The organism is Aeromonas sp. 82P, from assembly GCF_051919365.1.
GTDB classification, from domain to species: Bacteria; Pseudomonadota; Gammaproteobacteria; order Enterobacterales; family Aeromonadaceae; genus Aeromonas; species Aeromonas veronii.
This window is the reverse complement of the sequence record NZ_JBQBEV010000001.1, coordinates 3,427,507-3,444,966: the sequence shown is the minus strand read 5'-3', so window position 1 is coordinate 3,444,966 and position 17,460 is coordinate 3,427,507. Positions and strand designations below refer to the sequence as shown.

Here is a 17,460-nt window from a genome sequence, read left to right as displayed (position 1 = left end):
AGAACATAAAAAACGCCTCCACAAGGGAGGCGTTGTCGATGGGGTGTTATCAGGCCGCGTGATGGTAAGCGGAGGCTTCAAACAGCTTCTTGTTGGCCACCAGATCGATGGGGTCAAAATCATCGACGTTGATGGTGCGCAGGCGACTGATCTCGGCGCGGCGCAGCAGCTCCGCGTCGCTCTGGGTCAGTACGCCAGCAGCCAGACCAATGTCGGCCACCTTGTCCAGCGCCATGAAGGGGCGCTTGATGCTATCGCTCTTGCAGACTTTCTCGAACAGCGGCTCGGCGGCCAGCACGTCATCAAGCGCCTGCTCCAGCAGACCGAAGGGGTTGCCCTCTTCGCGGGTCAGATACTGACCCTTGGCCAGGCGACTGCGAGTTTCGCTCGGGGTTTGCAGCAGACGGGCAACCTGTTGATCCAGCTTGTCGCACGGACGGTTCAGGTCGCGACCCAGCGGCAGTACTACGGCACGCAGGGCCAGACCAATCCAGCGGTTCGGGAAGTTGCGCAGCAGCTCGTCGATCGCCTCTTGTGCCTTGAACATGGCATCTTGCAGTGCCCAGTGCAGCAGCGGCAGGTCGGCCTGCTGGCGTCCCTCGTCCTGATAGCGCTTGAGGGCGCTGGAAGCCAGATAAAGCTGGCTCAGCACGTCGCCAAGGCGGGCGGAGACCCGCTCCTTGCGCTTGAGCTCGCCACCCAGGGTGCCCATCGCCATGTCTGACAGGAACGCTAGGTTGGCCGAGAGGCGGGAGAGTTGCTGGTAGTAGCCCTTGGTCTGGTCCTTGTAAGGGGCCGCGGCAAAGCGTGCGCCGGTCACACCCAGCCAGAAGCTGCGCACCAGGTTGCTGATGGCAAAGCCGACGTGGCTGAATACTGCCTTGTCGAAATCTTTCAGCGCCTGCTCCTTGTCGGGATGGCTGGCAGCCAGCATCTCCGGCAGTACATACGGGTGGCAGCGGATAGCGCCCTGACCATAGATGATCATGCTGCGGGTCAGGATGTTGGCCCCTTCCACCGTAACGGCGATGGGCGCACCCTGATAGCCACGGGCCAGATAGTTGTTGGGACCCATGCAGATGGCCTTGCCGCCGTGGATGTCCATGGCATCGATGATGCACTTCTGGGCACGGTCGGTGAGGTGGTATTTGACGATGGCGGAGATGACCGAGGGCTTCTCGCCAAGGTCGATACCGGTCACGGTCAGGTTGGCTGCGGCGCCCATGATGTAGGCGTTGCCACCGATGCGGGCCAGCGGCTCTTCAATCCCTTCCATCTTGCCGATGGGCAGCTTGAACTGGCGACGGATGCGGCTGTAGGCGCCGCTCGCCAGGGCCAGCATCTTGACGCCACCGGTGCTGTTGGAGGGCAGGGTGATACCGCGGCCGACCGACAGACACTCGACCAGCATACGCCAGCCCTGACCGGCCATGGCCGGGCCACCGATGATGAAATCGAGCGGGACGAACACATCCTTGCCCTGGGTCGGGCCGTTCTGGAACGGCACGTTGAGCGGGAAGTGGCGACGGCCGATGCCGACACCCTTGATGTGGGTGGGGATCAGGGCGCAGGTGATACCGAGCTCTTCCTCTTCACCCAGCAGGTGCTCGGGGTCACGCAGTTTGAAGGCCAGACCAAGCACGGTAGCAATGGGGGCGAGCGTGATGTAGCGCTTGTTCCAGGTGAGGCGCATACCGAGCACCTCTTTGCCTTCCCACTCGCCCTTGCAGACGATACCGAAGTCGGGGATGGAACCGGCATCAGAACCCGCTTCCGGGCTGGTCAGGGCGAAGCAGGGGATCTCTTTGCCTACCGCCAGGCGGGGCAGGTAGTAATCCTTCTGCTCGTCAGTGCCATAGTGTTGCAGCAGTTCGCCCGGGCCCAGCGAGTTGGGTACGCCAACGGTGGAGGCGAGCACGGCGCTGGCACCGCACAGCTTTTGCAGGACACAGGACTGGGCGTAGGCCGAAAACTCCAGACCGCCATATTTCTTCTTGATGATCATGGCGAAGAACTTGTTGTCCTTCAGGTATTGCCACACCTCGGGGGAGAGATCCGCGCGCTCGTGGGTCACTTCCCAGTCGCTCACCATGCGGCATACTTCCTCGACCGGACCATCCATAAAGGCCTGCTCTTCGGCAGAGAGGGCGCTTACAGGGATGGCGTGCAGCTTTTTCCAGTCCGGGTTGCCCGCGAACAGATCGGCTTCCCACCAGGTGGTGCCCGCTTCAATCGCCTCTTTCTCGGTGCGGGACATCTCCGGCATGATCGATTTGTAGATCTTGAACAGCGGCTTGGTTATTTGATTGCGGCGAAATTCCACCAGATTGAGCGGGATGGCGATCACCGCGAACAGCGCCCATACCAGCAAGGGCACATGACCATAGATGGCGCCAAGCACCAGGGCGGCGCCGGTGACCAGGGTGGAGATGAACAGGGATGCCCGGCGATAGGCCAGGGCTCCGATAACCAGGATCACCCCGAGCAGAGTGAGGGTCGTCGTCATTGCTTGCTCCTTGCGTGGTTAGGTTGCCAACGTGGCGTAACTGATCCAGAGGTCTGACCTGTTGGATATGGCCCCTGTTGTAATTCATACGCACAAAGTTATCAAGCTGTTTACATCTTCATTACCTTCTCTCTGTGATCCCCATAACGCTCACGCGCCGCCAGCGCTGTGGCTCGCAGGGGGGCGACTGTGCGATTCGCTTGTGCGAGAATAGTCGCGATCTACACGCACACTAAAAACAGTGGAAGAGACATCATGTACCAAGAATTGATCCGCAATGAACTGACCGAAGCTGCCAGCGTGCTGCAGGCCTTCCTGGCTGATGAGCAGAACCTGAAAAACATCGAAGCGGCCGCCAAACTGCTGGCTGACTCTTTCAAGGAAGAGGGCAAGGTGCTCTCTTGTGGCAACGGTGGCTCCCACTGTGACGCCATGCACTTCGCCGAAGAGCTGACCGGTCGTTACCGCGAGAACCGCCCGGGTTATGCCGGTATCGCCATCTCCGATCCGAGCCACCTCTCCTGCGTCTCCAACGACTTTGGCTATGACTATGTCTTCTCCCGCTACGTAGAAGCGGTCGGCCGCCGTGGCGACGTGCTGCTTGGCATCTCCACCAGCGGCAACTCCGGCAATATCCTGAAAGCCATCGAGGCGGCCCGCGCCAAAGGGATGAAAGTGATCGCCCTGACCGGCAAGGATGGCGGCAAGATGGCAGGTCTGGCGGATGTCGAGATCCGCGTGCCGCACTTTGGCTATGCCGACCGTATTCAGGAAGTACACATCAAGGTGATCCACATCCTGATCCAGCTGGTCGAAAAAGAGATGGCCAAGTAATCAGGCTGTCACTACCAGACAAGGGCATCACCGGTTGCATGGTTTGCCATCTGCCGGTTGTTGCCAGTCACAGGGGAAGGGATTGCGCCTTCCCCTGTTGTCTGTCGAACCAGCGTGCTGGTCGAACATGACACAAGCCAAATCATGAAAGGAGTCTGCCGGATATGTGCGAACTGCTCGGCATGAGTGCCAATGTGCCGACCGATATCTGCTTCAGCTTTACCGGGTTGATGCTGCGCGGCGGCAAGACCGGGCCCCACAAGGATGGCTGGGGGATCACCTTCTACGAGGGGAAGGGCTTTCGCACCTTCAAGGATCCCGAGCCCAGCGCCCAATCTCCCATCGCCAGACTGGTACAGGCGCTGCCCATCAAGAGCTGCGCCGTGGTCAGCCACATTCGGCAAGCCAACCGTGGCTGCGTGTCGCTGGAAAATACCCACCCCTTTACCCGTGAGTTGTGGGGCCGTTACTGGACCTTCGCCCACAACGGTCAGCTGACCGGCTACAAGAAGCTGCCCACCGGCCGCCACCGTCCGGTGGGGGATACCGACAGCGAGCACGCCTTCTGCTGGCTGCTCGATCGGCTGGAGCAGAAATATCCCAAGCGTCCGGCCAACTTTCCCGCCATGTTTCGCTATCTCGCCACCCTGTGTGATGAGCTCAGAACGTTCGGAGTGTTCAACATGCTGCTCTCGGACGGGGAGTATGTGATGAGCTACTGCAGCAACAACCTGCACTGGCTGACTCGCTGTGCGCCCTTTGGCGAGGCGAGCCTGCTGGATGAGGAGGTGGTGATCGACTTCCAAAGGGAGACCACCCCCAACGATGTGGTGACCCTGATTACCACCCGTCCGCTGACCGGCAATGAGAATTGGGTCAAAATGGCGCCCGGCGAATTCAATCTGTTTCGCATGGGGGAGCGGGTGGCGACCAACCAAGTCGCGCTTGAGCAAGATAAAAAAATACCAGGGTAGATACCTACCCTGGTTCTTCGCAGCAGCCATAAAAGGCAAAAGGGATGAGAGGTGTTGCTGAGCATCATCACTCTGACGGCATTGAGTGTTGATCAATTGTTAATTTGTGGCAATCAAGTTGTTGTCTTGACGGGCGTTTCAGCATCGCTATTTCGATACTGATCACATTTTTTGCCACTTTATTCCCTGAGCCATCCAATCGGGTGCTTCATCACAGCCTGGTCGTGAGCCACGACATCGAAAACTATCTATAGTATGGTCTGTTTGAATACCGTTTTGGAGGAGCCTCGCATGGAGTGGGTGGATCGCAAGGTGTTGCAGCAGCTGGCAGAGGATATCGGTCCGGATATGCTGCCCGTGGTCATCGCAGTCTTTATTGAAGAGGTGGGCGAGCAGCTGAGTCAGCTCAGACCCCTCTATGAGCAGGGAGAGTGGGAGGCGCTGGCTCGGGTGGCGCACAGCATGAAATCATCCTGTGGCAGCTACGGCGCCATGCCGAGCTATCAGCAGGTGATGGCGCTGGAGATGGCCAGCAAGCAGGCCGATGTGGCCGAGGCAGAGCGCCAGTTGCAACTGCTGGAGGCCTCCTTGCCCCAGGTGCTCGCGTTTCTTGCCGATTATCAGTAACGGCGCCATGCAGGGATGCCGGGGCGCCGTGACCGTAGCCTAACGCTGGTTGAGCAGTTGCTGGATGATCCGGTCCAGCGCCAGTTTCAGCTTCAACCGATCGTGCCGATGGGGCAGCTCAAGCTCGCCCAGATCGGCTTCGATCACACGCCCTTGCCAGTCCCCCGCATCACCCGCGCCTTGTGGGGCCAGGATGGCATCCAGCCGACCCTGACCGACCCGGGATTCCAGCCAGCGACATTGACTCATCAGATCCAGCTGACTGGCAGGGCCGTTTTCCGCCACCAGATTGCAGACGAAAACCAGCATGGCGCTGCTCTCGTTGATGGCCTGGGCGATCTCGGCCAGCAGCAGTGGCGGCATGATGGAGGTGAGAAAACTGCCCGGCCCCAGAATGATCATGTCCGCCTGCTGCAGTGCCAGCACCGCTTCCCGGGTCGCTTGCACCTCCGGCATCAGGCCGAGGGATAGGGGCGGTGTTGCCAGTTGATCGATGGATACCTCTCCCAGGATCTGGGTGCCACACTCCATATGGGCGCAGAGATCGGTGGGAAATTCAGACATGGGTAGCAATTGTGACTCGATTTTGAGCATGTCACTGATCAGCTTGATAGCATCAAGAGGACGGACACAGAGATTATCGAGCGCCAGCAGCATCAAGTTGCCAAGGTTGTGGCCCGCCAGCTCGCCTTTGCCGGCGAAGCGGTACTCGAACAACAGGCTGCCGATGCTGGGATCGGTCACCAGTTGGTTCAGGCAGTTGCGCAGATCGCCCCAGGCGATGCACTCCTGACTCTTGCGCAGGCGTCCGGTCGAGCCACCATCATCTGTGGTGGTGACGATGCCGGTGAGCCGTTGACCGAGAAACGAGAGGGACGAAAGCACTCGCCCCATGCCGTGGCCACCACCGATGGCAACGACCCGATCGAAGTCATTGATGTTTTTTTGCCACATATGGGCGTCCTGTCATTGGTCTCAGTTGACCGCTATGTTAGCAAGTGAAGCGAGATAATTGTTTGATAAAGGTATGATTTTTGCTTGAGGCTGCCATTCGATAAAACAAGGAGATGGTGTTGAAATTTCTGACCGTTCACTCCCTCGCCCAGAATTCATCGTTGGCGGCCCAAGATATCTGCGCGCAGCTGCGCCACCATGCCGATCAGGCCCCCTCCCTGCTGTTACTCTATTTTACCCAAGCCCATGAGGGGGCGATACTGCGCGACGCGCTCAAACGCCAGTTCCCGACGACCCGCCTGCTTGGGTGCAGCTCTTGCGGTGGTGTCATGACCGAGATGGGACACCACGCCCGAGACGGATATGGGCTGGCGGTTGCTGCCCTGTACGACGAGAAAGGGGCCTTCGGGGTGGCCGGTGCCAGCGGTGACGGGGTGGATGTGCGGCAGTTGCTGCGCCGAGCCATGAGCGATTGTGGTCGACCGGGCGAGCTGCCCCAGCTGATCCTGTTTCATGCCAGTCCCGGCAAGGAAGAGGGGCTGCTGGCCGGTATCGAGGCAGAACTCGGTGCCTCGGTGCCGGTTGTCGGTGGGTCCGCGGCAGATAACAGCGTCAGCGGTGACTGGCAACTCTGCTGGGATGAGGCTGTGAGTCAGGATGGCATCGGTCTGGCGGTGCTCTATCCCGATTGCCAGCTGGCCTTTCAGTTTCATTCGGGCTACGTGCCTGCCGAATTCAGAGGCGAGATCACCACCTGCAACGGGCGGGAGGTACTCACCATCGATCATCAGCCTGCCGCCGAGGTCTATGCCCGCTGGTGCGGGCGCGAGCAGCCCTGGCCGGTAGGGGCGATTTTGCGGGAGACCACGCTCACCCCGCTGGCTCGTCAGGTGGGAGCGCTGGATGGCATTCCTTACTACAAACTCTCCCATCCTGAAGCTGTGACCGAACAGGGCGGGCTGCGGCTCTTTACCGATGTGGTGCAAGGGGAGCGTCTGCTGTTGATGTACAGCAGTCAGGAAGGGTTGTTGCAGCGCAGCCTCAATGCCATGCGCGTCGAGCCAGGGTATGGGGTCGATGTGGAATTGCAGCCTATCGGCGCTCTCATCATCTTTTGTGCTGGTTGCCGTTTGGCGCTAGGTGATATGTTGTGCCAATTTGTCGAGCAGAGCCAGGCTCGCCTCGGCAAGATCCCCTTTATCACCCCCTTTACCTTCGGCGAGCAGGGGCGGCTGCCCAATGGCGAGCTGGCCCACGGCAACCTGATGGTATCGAGCGTGATTTTCCTGACCCGTTGAGTCGGCAGAACATAACAGAGCAGGCAACAAGATGATTGGCAACAGTGAACTGGAAGCCCTCGGCGACAAATTGCAGACCACGCTGGTCGACCTTATGCGTTGCCGCGAGCGCGAGGCCAAGTATCGTCACGAGTCCCAGACTCTGCTGGGGGGGGTTGCCACCCTCGCCGATGCCAAGACGCTGGAGCAGGTGCTGGAGAGCCTTATCCAGGTGCTCAAACCCTTTATCGGCTTTGAGCACGCTGATGTGGTGGCTTGGGAAGGGGTGCAGGGAAGTACCCACCTCAGTACCGAGCCAATGCTATCAGCCCGCGGTTGGCGCATGACCCCGGCATTTGCCCGCGCCATCTCGGGTGAAACCCTGGTGATTTACGATCCCGCCCAGCTCCCTGAGCTTGCGCCGCTGGCGAGTGAGCCGGGCTGGGCCAGCGTGATGCTGACCGGGCTGCAGGCCCCCGGTTTTACCGCCACCCTCATCTGCCGCCACGCTCGGGCGGGCACCTTCGATCTCACCAGCAAGGCCGCCATGGAGCGTTGCCGTCCGCTTATCGCCCAGGCGCTGGTCAACATCACCTATCGGGCCCGCTTGCAGGAGCAGGTCGCGGTAAAAACCGAGGCGCTGCAGGCCAGCGAACGCCGTTTTCGCAGCTTCGCAGCCATGGCTTCGGACTGGTTCTGGGAAACAGATGCCGAGCATCGCCTTAGTTACGCCTCAGAGCCGGGTTATCTGGATGAGATGACCCCGCAGGCGACCCGGCCGACCCTCTATGACTACGTCTGCAACAAGCAGAGCAGCGATGCCCAGAAATATCTGCAGCTTTTGGAGCTGCGTCAGCCGGTGCGAGGGGTGCGGATGCAGGTTGCGCTGCAACACGGCCCCTGCTGGATGGAGGTGAGCGCCGAGCCTTGCTTTGACCATGATGGCCTGTTTATTGGTTATCGCGGCACAGCCCGGGATATCAGCAACCAGATCCGCCGGGAAGAGGAGCTGGCGCGGGCACGTGATGAGGCTGAAGCGGCCAACCGTGCCAAGTCCCAGTTTCTCGCCATGATGACCCACGAGATCCGCTCGCCCATGAATGCGGTGTTGGGGATGCTCGATCTGGTGCAGCATGCCGAGCTGGCGCCGGAGCAACAGAGCCTGCTGCGCCATGCCACCCACTCGGCCAGATTGCTGCAAACCATCATCGACGACGTGCTCGATTTTTCGAAAATCGAGTCGCAAACCCTGGTGTTTCACTGCGAGACCCTGCAACCCGTCCAGCTTTGCCAATCTCTGGTCGAGCCGCTGCAAGCTCGCGCGACCGCCAAGGGGATCGCGCTGGTTTATCGGGTCGATGAGTCGGTCCCCCGGGAGTTGCAGGGGGATCCGATGCGTCTGTCTCAGGTGATGGGCAATCTGCTGGACAACGCCCTCAAATTTACCGAACAGGGGCAGGTGACACTGCATCTGGGTTGGCAGGATGAGAAGCTGCTTATCTCGGTCTCCGACACCGGGATCGGGATCGCCGATGCGGATCAGGCGCTGCTGTTTGAACCCTTCTCCCAGGTCGACAACTCGGCCACCCGGCGTTTTTCCGGTACCGGTCTCGGTCTTGCCATCAGCAAGCGTCTGGTGACGCTTATGGGGGGAGAGATCCACCTGAAGAGCGAGCCGGGCAAGGGAAGCTGCTTCTGGTTCGAGCTGCCCGGTATGGCGCTGCCTTGTCATAGCCAGCCGCAGCGGGAGGAGGGGGCTTCGGCACTGCTGCCACTGGATGTGCTGGTGGTGGAGGACAGCCCGGTAAATCAGCTGGTGGTATCGCTGATGCTGCAAAAACTGGTGGGCAAGGTACGGCTGGCAGCCAATGGTCTGGAGGCGCTGGCGCAGGTGGATGAGCAGCTCCCGGATCTGATCCTGATGGATATGCGGATGCCCCTGATGGACGGACTGGAAGCGACTCGCCGGTTGCGGGAGTTGGGATGCACCATGCCAATCGTTGCCCTGACGGCCAATGCGATGGCGGAGGACAAGGCGTGCTGTCTGGCGCAGGGGATGGATGACTTTCTCGCCAAGCCTATTACCTTGTCACGGCTAAGAGAGTGTTTGCAGCGTCACTTTGGTCAGCGGTTGCCGACGCGCGGATAAAAAAAATGGTCAACTTTGTGGGTTGACCAGTTCTTCAGCAAATACTGAAGAGAGCACGGGATAAATCGGGTTGTACAAATCTATATGAAAAATCTGTGCCAACTTTTTTAGACTCTTTTGTGTTCAATTTTGGCCGTTTAGCGCAGCGGCTCTCTCTTGTTATGGCGTTTTGCGTTCCTACTTACTCGCAAAATGCGAATTTCACATTTTCATTGTTGGAATAATTGCATTTTGCAACGCTGTTTTTGTCATTGTGAAATCAGGCGATGCAGAAATTTACGGGCCGCTTCGCTGTTTTGTTTGGCAATCAGCATCTGCTTTTCATAAATCGGCATCGGCAATATCTCGAGCCAGCGTTGGCAGAGCCAGGCGGCATCTTCAAAGCGCTTGTCCGGATAGAGCTCATCAAGCTCCGGATACTGCTCGAACACTTCCCGCAGGCGATTGACCAGTAGCTTGTCGTTGAAATCTGAGTGGGTGCTCGGCCAGTTGGGCAGCATCTCCACCTTGGCCCGGCGCAGGCCCATCTCGTCTGTTTCCATCTCGTGGATGCAGAAGCGCTCCAGTCCCAGCACCGTTACACCCAGCAGGCCATCATTGAGGGTGTAGAAGTCAGTCACCTTGACCCGGGTGCCCACCGGCAGAATGCGGCCGGACTGTCCCGAGGTGGTCGACTCTTCCATCACGATGCCAAAGCCCTGATCGTTGATGAATGACTCCTTGAGCATCTGCAGGTGGCGTGGCTCGAACAGACGCAGAGGAAGCTTGCCGCCCGGCAGTATGTGGGAAGGCAAGGGGAACAGTGCCAAAGGTTGTAGTTTCATGTTCCATCCTCCATTGAGTAGTTGCTGAATATGACAATGCAGCGACTGTGCCAGAGAATGAAAAAAGCCACCGGAGGGTGGCTTTTCGGGCGGTTGAGGGCGCTTAGTTGCGCTGCTCCAGATACATGACAGCCGCTTCCACGCGGCTTTGCGCCTCGAGTTTCTTCAGCAGGCTCTTCACGTGAACCTTGACCGTTCCCTCGGAGATATGGAGTACCGAGGCGACCTGTTTGTTGGAGAGGCCTTTTGCAATTTCGCGCAGGATTTGCATTTCGCGACGCGTTAAGCTTTCCAGCTTCTGCTGCAGGTGATCCAGCTCGTAGATGTTTTCGAGATAGGGGCGCAGCGGCTCGCTCAGGATCTGTTTACCCGTCATCACGTCGGCCAGCTGGGCCAGCAGCAGATCAGGTTCGGTATCCTTGAGCAGATAGCCATCGGCACCGGCCTTAAGCAGGGCCACCACATCCTGACGGGCATCGGAGACGGTGAGGATCACCACCCGGGAGGTGATCTCTTCGGCCCGCAGCGCCTTGAGGGTATCGAGGCCGGAGAGCCCCTTCATATTGAGGTCGAGCAGGATCAGGTCCGGCTCGGACTCTTTGGCCAGCGCCACGGCATCTGTGCCGTTGGAGGCTTCACCGGTCACCTCCATGTTCTCTTCCAGAGCCAGCAACTGCACAATCCCTTTGCGCATGAGGGGATGGTCATCTACGACCAGAACTGTGTATTTCATCTCGTCCATCAGGCGTCTCTCGCTAGACTGGTGGGAAAGGTCAGATGCACGCAGGTGCCTTGTGGTTGCTGCTCGTTGATGGTCAGCAGACCGTGCAGTTTGCTGGCGCGCTCGTTCATGATGCTCAAACCGTAATGGTTGATCGCCGAGCTGGCGAGTCCGATCCCGACACCGTCATCTGAAATCTGAACCTCAATGTTACCACTGGCGAGGGTCTCACAGCTAACATCAATCACTTGCGCGTTGGCATGTTTGATGGCATTGAGCACTGCCTCACGGATCAGCTGCAAAATGTGGATATGCTGGCCCGCCTCCAGATCGTTGTCGGCCAGTCCGTAATGGAACCGGATCTCGGCCTGGGTCTGGGGTTGCAGCTGATCAAGCATGACGCGGATCGCTTCCCCCAGATTGGCATCGCCAATGGTGAGACGGAAGGTACCGAGCAGTTCGCGCAACTGGGTATAGGCATTGCTAAGTCCCTCGTCGATCTGCTGCATCGCCTCCTGCGCCTTGTCATGCTGCCCCTTGGCGTAAGAGCGCTTGAGCAGGGTGGACTGGATCTTGAGATAAGAGAGGGCCTGCGCCAGCGAGTCGTGCAGCTCGCGGGCGATCACCGCCCGCTCCTCCATCAGCAGCAGTCGCTGTTGTTGCAGCAGGGTCTGGTCTTTGTGCAGCACCTGAGCCAGCAGCATGGTGAAGTTCTTGATCAACCGCTCATCGATGGGGTGCTGGCTGATGATGTCGAGGCGGCCGAACTCTTGCTCATCCATCTGCAGATAAAAGCTGGCGACCGCATCGAGATCGCCGGGCCAGCCGGTGCGCCCCGAGATGTAGACCGGCATGGCGTTGTGCTCGAAGCGGGTTAGCCGGATATGGTCGATATGCTGGTGGGCGGCAGCACGGTCCAGCAGTTTGATGAGGGTGCGGGTGCTGAGCGGGGCGGCGTGTAGCTTCTGGGCGGTCGAGTAGAGAAACGAGAGGGTGTCGTTGGCCTGCTGCAGCTTGGCGGTTTTTTCTTCCACCTTGTTCTCCAGCTCCCGATAGAGTTTGCCCAGCTCGTCTGCCATGGTGACGAAGGCGCGCGACAGCTCCCCCAGCTCATTTTCGCCGTGGGCGGGCAGCTGAAGATCGAAATCCTGCCGCTGGATCTGGCGGGCACAGTAGACCAGCTGGTTGAGGGGGGCGACCACCTGCTGGCGGGTGAAGCGCACCGTGAACCAGGCGATGGTGATGATGGCCAGCAGGCCGAGCCCCTCTGCCAGTGCCAGCATCCGCACCTTGAATTCCACGTGGTACTGCATCTGATTGACGAAATTGTCGATGGCCGCCACAAACTGCTCGGTGTTATCGGTGTACCGTCTGGGGGTGCGATCCTCAATGTGCTGGCGCATCACCTGCCACTGGCCGAGCACCTCGCCATAGGTGCGACGCAGGGAGGCAGGAGTGATCCAGCGCTGGGTCTCCTGCAGCTCTTCGGCGTGCAGGGTCTCTTCAAACTGGGAGAGGCGCCCCAGCACACTGTCGCCCCGCTCGATTTCGTAGGCCATCCGGTAGGCCTGCATCCGCAGCGAACCGGAGAGGTTGATCGCCTTGGCATCGGGTACCGAATAGAAGAGGGTGACCATGGCGACCAGCGCGATCAGGCTGGCCATAAAGAGGATCAACACCATGGCGCGGCCAATGGCACTGCTGACCGAATGGACCCTGAACCGTTTTCCCATACTGATGCGCACCTCTGAATAGTGATAAGGATCCCGCAAGATGCGTGGGAGTGTACTCCAACTTGTGTTAGCATCGAAAAACTAGATGAACTCCGAGCGGTTTTGCCTAAGTCCTAGCGATAGGGGGAAACCAGCCGTCAGCCGACGTTCGAGCTGTAAGGGTCAGGAAAGAAATGCCCTGGCCTCCCGTATTTGGAAAGGTGTTTATGTTGCCACTTGAAGATGGTTTTTCCCGTCGTTTTTACTATTTGCGTCTGTCAGTGACCGATGTGTGCAATTTCCGTTGCACCTATTGCCTGCCTGACGGTTATCGTGCCCCCGAAGGTCACAAAGCGGGGCGTCAACCCTTTCTCTCGATTGACGAGATCCGCCGCGTGGTCAGCGGTTTTGCCGCCATGGGTACCCGCAAGGTGCGCATCACGGGGGGCGAGCCCTCCCTGCGCCGCGATTTCACCGAGATCGTCAAGGTGATTGCCACCACCCCGGGCATCGAGAAGGTCGCCATGACCACCAACGGCTATCGCCTCAAGGAGCGGGCTCAGGAGTGGTTTGATGCCGGACTCAACGCGCTGAATGTCAGTGTCGACAGTCTCGACCCGCGCCAGTTTCACCAGATCACCGGTGAGAACAAGCTGGCCGAGGTGATGGAGGGGATCGAAGCAGCACTGGCCGCCGGTTTCAAATCGGTGAAGATCAATGCGGTGCTGCTCAAGGGGCTCAACGACTACCAGCTCGATGCCTTTCTGGGCTGGATCAGGCACAAGCCTATCGAGCTGCGCTTTATCGAGCTGATGCAGACCGGCGAGATGGATACCCTGTTTCGTGACCACCATGTCAGCGGCGAGCAGATCAAACAGCGCTTGCTGGAGAGCGGCTGGGTGCAGCAGTTGCGGGGCTCGGATGACGGTCCGGCGCAGGTCTTTATGCACCCCGATTCGCAAGGTGGGGTGGGGCTTATCATGCCCTACAGCAAGGATTTCTGTGCCGGTTGCAACCGGCTGCGGGTCTCCTCGCTGGGGAAGCTGCATCTGTGCCTGTTTGGTGACAACGGCATCGACTTGCGGGATCTGCTCGGCGCAGATGCACAATCCGATGAGCTGCAACAGCGCATTCGCGCGGCACTGGCGGGCAAGAGTGCCACCCATCGTCTCCATGAGGGCAATGCCGGCATCACCCCTCATCTCGCCTCGATCGGCGGATAACCGCAAAAAATCGCCAACGATTAAATAGCAATCCTCACATGGAGGTATTTTAACCGATACCTCCTTTTTTATTGCGCTGCAAGGCTTTGATCTGGCGCAAGAATCCCCCCTGTTTATCTCCCTGGTGGTATATCCCTTACCTTGTCAGGGCCGCAATATACACCCACTCTTATAATTGGTATCAAGAATGCCAATCATGGACTCGGACTGTCCCCTTTTTCACCAGAACAGGAGTCAACATGCCGGATGAGATCGATCTTGCCCGCCGCGGCCTGTTCCGGGGGCGGCTGAGAACTGCCGAACCGCCGGTGCAGTTGCCCTGGTCAGTCAACTGGTCGGCATTTGTCGCCGACTGCACCCGCTGCGGGGACTGTCTGGCTGCCTGTCCGGAGCAGATCTTGGTGAATGGCGAGGGTGGTTTTCCGGTGGTCGATTTCCAGCGTGGCGAATGCACCTTCTGCACCGAGTGCGTCACGATCTGCAAGGCGCCTGTGTTTCGCCCGACCAGCGAGTCCCCCTGGCACTATAAGGCCCATATCGAAGCCAACTGTCTGGCCAATGGTCAGGTGTTCTGCCAGCGCTGTCAGGACAGCTGTGAGCCCAATGCCATTCGTTTTATTCCGGTGCTGGGGCGTGTGCCCACCCCGACGGTCGAGCCGGACCGCTGTAATGGCTGCGGCGCCTGTGTGCAGGATTGTCCGGTTGGCAGCATCAAGGTCGACGGGCGAGCCGCCCCATCCGGTGGTGCGAGCCAGCCCACCCTCAAGCAGGAGTCAGAATGAGTCAGAAGCCGTGTGACACAGAAGCCACAATGGATCAGGAGTTCCATGTATCGAGTCTGGTGGTGCTGACCCAGCCCCCCTTGCGCTATCAGCTCGCCGAGCAGATTGGTGCCCTTGAAGGGGCCGAGATCCACGCCGTCAGTGACGAGGGGAAGCTGGTCGTGACCCTGGAAGGTCCGAGCCAGCGGCCGATCATGGCGGCCATTGATGCGATACAGGCGATGCCGGGTGTGCTCTCAGCCGCCCTGATTTACCACCAGTTCGATGAACTGGGCGGTCACTGAAAAGAGTGATGGGATGCCGGGCGTGCCCTCTGCCGCTGATGGCTGGCTCCCGTTCGACAGATTCGACAACTATTACGCGATAAGCAATGTGAGGATATGCCATGAAGCTGAGTCGACGCGACTTTATGAAGGCCAACGCGGTGGCAGCTGCCGCTGCCGTGGCCGGTGTCAGTGCCCCCACGCTGGCAGCCAATCTCATCACCAGTACCGACAAGACGGCCATCCATTGGGATAAGGCTCCCTGCCGCTTCTGCGGTACCGGCTGCTCCGTGCTGGTGGGTTCTCAGGATGGTCGGGTTGTGGCGACTCAGGGCGACCCCGATGCACCGGTCAACCGTGGCCTCAACTGCATCAAGGGTTACTTCCTCTCCAAGATCATGTACGGCCAGGATCGCCTGACCCAGCCGATGTTGCGGATGAAGAACGGCCAGTTCGACAAGGATGGCGACTTCGCCCCCATCAGCTGGGATCAGGCGTTCGACATCATGGCCGAGAAGTTCAAGGCGACCCTGAAAGAGAAGGGGCCGACCGCTGTCGGCATGTTCGGCTCCGGCCAGTGGACCGTCTGGGAAGGTTACGCCGCCGCCAAGCTGATGAAGGCCGGTTTCCGCTCCAACAACATTGACCCCAATGCCCGTCACTGCATGGCCTCTGCGGTCGTCGGCTTCATGCGTACCTTCGGCATGGATGAGCCGATGGGCTGCTACGACGATATCGAGCAGGCCGATGCGTTCGTGCTGTGGGGCTCCAACATGGCCGAGATGCACCCCATCCTCTGGTCGCGGATGTCCGATCGCCGTCTCTCCAACCCGGATGTGCAGGTGCACGTGCTCTCGACCTTCGAACACCGCAGCTTCGAGCTGGCGGACAACGGCATGGTGTTTACCCCGCAGACCGATCTGGCGATCCTCAACTATGTCGCCAACTACATCATCCAGAACGACAAGGTGAACTGGGACTTCGTCAACAAGCACACAGTGTTCAAGAAGGGGGTCACCGATATCGGTTACGGCCTGCGCCCGACCGATCCGCTGCAGCAGAAAGCGAAGAACCCGGACAGCGGCGATGCCACTCCGATGACCTTCGAAGAGTTTGCCAAGTTCGTGGCGGATTACGATGTGGAGTCGGTCTCCAAGCTCTCCGGCGTCTCCAAAGAGAAGCTGGAAAAGCTGGCCAAGCTCTATGCCGATCCGGGCAAGAAGGTGGTCTCCTACTGGACCATGGGCTTCAACCAGCATACCCGTGGCGTCTGGGCCAACAACCTCTGCTACAACATCCACCTGCTGACCGGCAAGATCTCCGAGCCGGGTAATGGTCCTTTCTCACTGACCGGCCAGCCCTCTGCCTGTGGCACCGCGCGTGAAGTGGGTACCTTTGCCCACCGTCTGCCTGCCGACATGGTGGTGACCGAGCCCAAACACCGCGCCATTGCCGAGAAGATCTGGAAACTGCCGGAGGGGATCATTCCCGACAAGGTGGGTTTCCACGCCGTGCTGCAGGATCGCATGCTCAAAGATGGCAAGCTCAACGCCTACTGGGTGATGTGTAACAACAACATGCAGGCCGGCCCCAACATGAATACCGATCGCCTGCCTGGCTATCGCGATCCGCGCAACTTCATCGTGGTCTCCGACCCGTACCCGACCGTCACTGCCCAGGCCGCTGATCTCATCCTCCCCACCGCCATGTGGGTGGAGAAAGAGGGGGCCTATGGCAACGCTGAGCGCCGCACCCAGTTCTGGCACCAGCAGGTGAAAGCGCCGGAAGGGGCCAAGTCCGACTTGTGGCAGCTGATGGAGTTCTCCAAGCGCTTCAAAGTCGAGGAAGTGTGGCCGGCTGAGCTGATTGCCAAGATGCCGGAAGTGAAGGGCAAAACCCTGTTCGATGTGCTCTATGCCAACGGTCAGGTCAACCAGTTCCCGAAAGAGCAGAGCAAAGGTCTGCTGAACGACGAAGCCGAGCACTTCGGGTTCTACGTCCAGAAGGGGTTGTTCGAGGAGTACGCCACCTTCGGTCGTGGCCACGGTCACGATCTGGCGCCGTTCGATCAGTACCACGAAGCCCGTGGTCTGCGCTGGCCTGTGGTAGATGGCAAAGAGACCCTGTGGCGCTATCGCGAAGGGTTCGACCCCTATGTGAAAGCGGGCGAGGGAGTGCGCTTCTATGGCAAGCCCGATGGCAAGGCGGTCATCTTCGCCCTGCCGTTCGAGCCCGCCGCCGAGTCGCCCGATAAAGAGTACGATCTGTGGCTCTCCACCGGCCGCGTGCTGGAGCACTGGCACACCGGCACCATGACCCGTCGGGTACCCGAGCTTTATCGTGCCTTCCCGGATGCGGTGCTCTTCATGCACCCGGACGATGCCAAGGCTCGCGGCGTGCGCCGTGGTGAAGAGGTGATCGTCTCCTCCCGCCGTGGCGAGGTGAAGACCCGTGTCGAGACCCGTGGTCGCAACCGTCCGCCGAAAGGACTGGTCTTCATGCCCTTCTTTGATGCGAGCCAGCTGGTCAACAAGCTGACCCTGGACGCCACCGATCCGCTCTCGAAAGAGACCGATTACAAGAAGTGCGCCGTCAAGGTGATGAAGGCTTAAGG

14 protein-coding genes and 1 riboswitch are annotated in these 17,460 nt (G+C 59.4%); of the genes, 9 read left to right on the top strand and 5 right to left on the bottom strand.

Annotated features, from left to right (window positions below; translation table 11 throughout):
- Window positions 1–49 precede the first annotated feature (49 nt).
- Window positions 50–2,506 (bottom strand): acyl-CoA dehydrogenase FadE, encoded by a 2,457-nt coding sequence (fadE, locus tag ACTG2S_RS15655; RefSeq protein ID WP_439982837.1) that lies wholly within the window; start codon window positions 2,504–2,506, stop codon window positions 50–52.
- A gap of 255 nt (window positions 2,507–2,761) precedes the next feature.
- On the opposite strand from fadE, the gene lpcA reads away from it, so the two are divergent.
- From lpcA to ACTG2S_RS15640, 3 genes are all read left to right on the top strand, one after another.
- Window positions 2,762–3,340 (top strand): D-sedoheptulose 7-phosphate isomerase, encoded by a 579-nt coding sequence (gene lpcA, locus ACTG2S_RS15650; protein ID WP_005334485.1) that lies wholly within the window; start codon window positions 2,762–2,764, stop codon window positions 3,338–3,340.
- Between the two features lie 164 nt (window positions 3,341–3,504).
- The gene (locus tag ACTG2S_RS15645; protein ID WP_058059901.1) at window positions 3,505–4,314 is read left to right on the top strand and encodes a class II glutamine amidotransferase; all 810 of its coding nucleotides are present in this window, start codon (window positions 3,505–3,507) and stop codon (window positions 4,312–4,314) included.
- Between the two features lie 291 nt (window positions 4,315–4,605).
- Window positions 4,606–4,941, top strand: coding sequence for an Hpt domain-containing protein (locus ACTG2S_RS15640; protein ID WP_005353511.1), 336 nt, complete (start codon window positions 4,606–4,608; stop codon window positions 4,939–4,941).
- 39 nt (window positions 4,942–4,980) lie between these two features.
- Here ACTG2S_RS15640 and ACTG2S_RS15635 read toward each other — a convergent pair whose 3' ends face one another.
- Window positions 4,981–5,895, bottom strand: a complete 915-nt coding sequence (locus ACTG2S_RS15635) for a gluconeogenesis factor YvcK family protein (protein WP_439982833.1) — start codon at window positions 5,893–5,895, stop codon at window positions 4,981–4,983.
- Window positions 5,896–6,008: 113 nt separating this feature from the next.
- Between ACTG2S_RS15635 and ACTG2S_RS15630 the strand changes: the two genes are divergently transcribed.
- Both ACTG2S_RS15630 and ACTG2S_RS15625 read left to right on the top strand, forming a co-directional pair.
- Window positions 6,009–7,193: an FIST signal transduction protein gene (locus ACTG2S_RS15630; protein ID WP_274160348.1), complete on the top strand. Its 1,185-nt coding sequence runs from the start codon at window positions 6,009–6,011 to the stop codon at window positions 7,191–7,193.
- A 31-nt stretch (window positions 7,194–7,224) separates the two neighbouring features.
- Window positions 7,225–9,321: a hybrid sensor histidine kinase/response regulator gene (locus tag ACTG2S_RS15625; protein ID WP_274160347.1), complete on the top strand. Its 2,097-nt coding sequence runs from the start codon at window positions 7,225–7,227 to the stop codon at window positions 9,319–9,321.
- 248 nt (window positions 9,322–9,569) lie between these two features.
- Here ACTG2S_RS15625 and ACTG2S_RS15620 read toward each other — a convergent pair whose 3' ends face one another.
- The 3 genes from ACTG2S_RS15620 to narQ all read right to left on the bottom strand — a co-directional run bounded on the left by ACTG2S_RS15620 (window position 9,570) and on the right by narQ (window position 12,599).
- Complete coding sequence (locus ACTG2S_RS15620) at window positions 9,570–10,145, bottom strand: LON peptidase substrate-binding domain-containing protein (RefSeq protein ID WP_005334473.1); 576 nt, start codon at window positions 10,143–10,145, stop codon at window positions 9,570–9,572.
- Window positions 10,146–10,248: 103 nt separating this feature from the next.
- Entirely contained in the window at window positions 10,249–10,887 is a 639-nt protein-coding gene (gene narL / locus ACTG2S_RS15615) for a two-component system response regulator NarL (RefSeq protein ID WP_005334471.1), read from the bottom strand.
- Window positions 10,887–12,599 (bottom strand): nitrate/nitrite two-component system sensor histidine kinase NarQ, encoded by a 1,713-nt coding sequence (gene narQ, locus ACTG2S_RS15610; RefSeq protein WP_100653336.1) that lies wholly within the window; start codon window positions 12,597–12,599, stop codon window positions 10,887–10,889. The genes narL and narQ overlap by 1 nt, the downstream gene beginning before the upstream one ends.
- Window positions 12,600–12,677: 78 nt before the next feature.
- Window positions 12,678–12,818, top strand: a riboswitch (molybdenum cofactor riboswitch).
- Between narQ and moaA the strand changes: the two genes are divergently transcribed.
- From moaA to napA, 4 genes are all read left to right on the top strand, one after another.
- Entirely contained in the window at window positions 12,806–13,801 is a 996-nt protein-coding gene (gene moaA / locus ACTG2S_RS15605) for a GTP 3',8-cyclase MoaA (protein ID WP_274160346.1), read from the top strand. (Overlaps the previous riboswitch by 13 nt.)
- Before the next feature lie 239 nt (window positions 13,802–14,040).
- The gene (gene napF, locus ACTG2S_RS15600; protein WP_274160345.1) at window positions 14,041–14,583 is read left to right on the top strand and encodes a ferredoxin-type protein NapF; all 543 of its coding nucleotides are present in this window, start codon (window positions 14,041–14,043) and stop codon (window positions 14,581–14,583) included.
- Window positions 14,584–14,612: 29 nt separating this feature from the next.
- Entirely contained in the window at window positions 14,613–14,867 is a 255-nt protein-coding gene (locus tag ACTG2S_RS15595; RefSeq protein WP_236340688.1) for a chaperone NapD, read from the top strand.
- A gap of 101 nt (window positions 14,868–14,968) precedes the next feature.
- A complete protein-coding gene (gene napA / locus ACTG2S_RS15590; protein ID WP_274160344.1) occupies window positions 14,969–17,458 on the top strand; it encodes a nitrate reductase catalytic subunit NapA in 2,490 nt (829 codons plus the stop codon).
- Window positions 17,459–17,460: the final 2 nt, after the last annotated feature.

Excerpts from the sequence above, each read along its gene's own strand:
- ACTG2S_RS15645 (WP_058059901.1), top strand. The coding sequence starts at position 3,505 with ATGTGCGAACTGCTCGGCATGAGTGCCAATGTGCCGACCGATATCTGC.
- narL (WP_005334471.1), bottom strand. The coding sequence starts at position 10,887 with ATGGACGAGATGAAATACACAGTTCTGGTCGTAGATGACCATCCCCTC.
- ACTG2S_RS15595 (WP_236340688.1), top strand. The coding sequence starts at position 14,613 with ATGGATCAGGAGTTCCATGTATCGAGTCTGGTGGTGCTGACCCAGCCC.
- narQ (WP_100653336.1), bottom strand. The coding sequence starts at position 12,599 with ATGGGAAAACGGTTCAGGGTCCATTCGGTCAGCAGTGCCATTGGCCGC.
- napA (WP_274160344.1), top strand. The coding sequence starts at position 14,969 with ATGAAGCTGAGTCGACGCGACTTTATGAAGGCCAACGCGGTGGCAGCT.
- fadE (WP_439982837.1), bottom strand. The coding sequence starts at position 2,506 with ATGACGACGACCCTCACTCTGCTCGGGGTGATCCTGGTTATCGGAGCC.
- napF (WP_274160345.1), top strand. The coding sequence starts at position 14,041 with ATGCCGGATGAGATCGATCTTGCCCGCCGCGGCCTGTTCCGGGGGCGG.
- ACTG2S_RS15630 (WP_274160348.1), top strand. The coding sequence starts at position 6,009 with ATGGTGTTGAAATTTCTGACCGTTCACTCCCTCGCCCAGAATTCATCG.
- ACTG2S_RS15640 (WP_005353511.1), top strand. The coding sequence starts at position 4,606 with ATGGAGTGGGTGGATCGCAAGGTGTTGCAGCAGCTGGCAGAGGATATC.
- ACTG2S_RS15625 (WP_274160347.1), top strand. The coding sequence starts at position 7,225 with ATGATTGGCAACAGTGAACTGGAAGCCCTCGGCGACAAATTGCAGACC.
- ACTG2S_RS15620 (WP_005334473.1), bottom strand. The coding sequence starts at position 10,145 with ATGAAACTACAACCTTTGGCACTGTTCCCCTTGCCTTCCCACATACTG.
- lpcA (WP_005334485.1), top strand. The coding sequence starts at position 2,762 with ATGTACCAAGAATTGATCCGCAATGAACTGACCGAAGCTGCCAGCGTG.
- ACTG2S_RS15635 (WP_439982833.1), bottom strand. The coding sequence starts at position 5,895 with ATGTGGCAAAAAAACATCAATGACTTCGATCGGGTCGTTGCCATCGGT.
- moaA (WP_274160346.1), top strand. The coding sequence starts at position 12,806 with ATGTTGCCACTTGAAGATGGTTTTTCCCGTCGTTTTTACTATTTGCGT.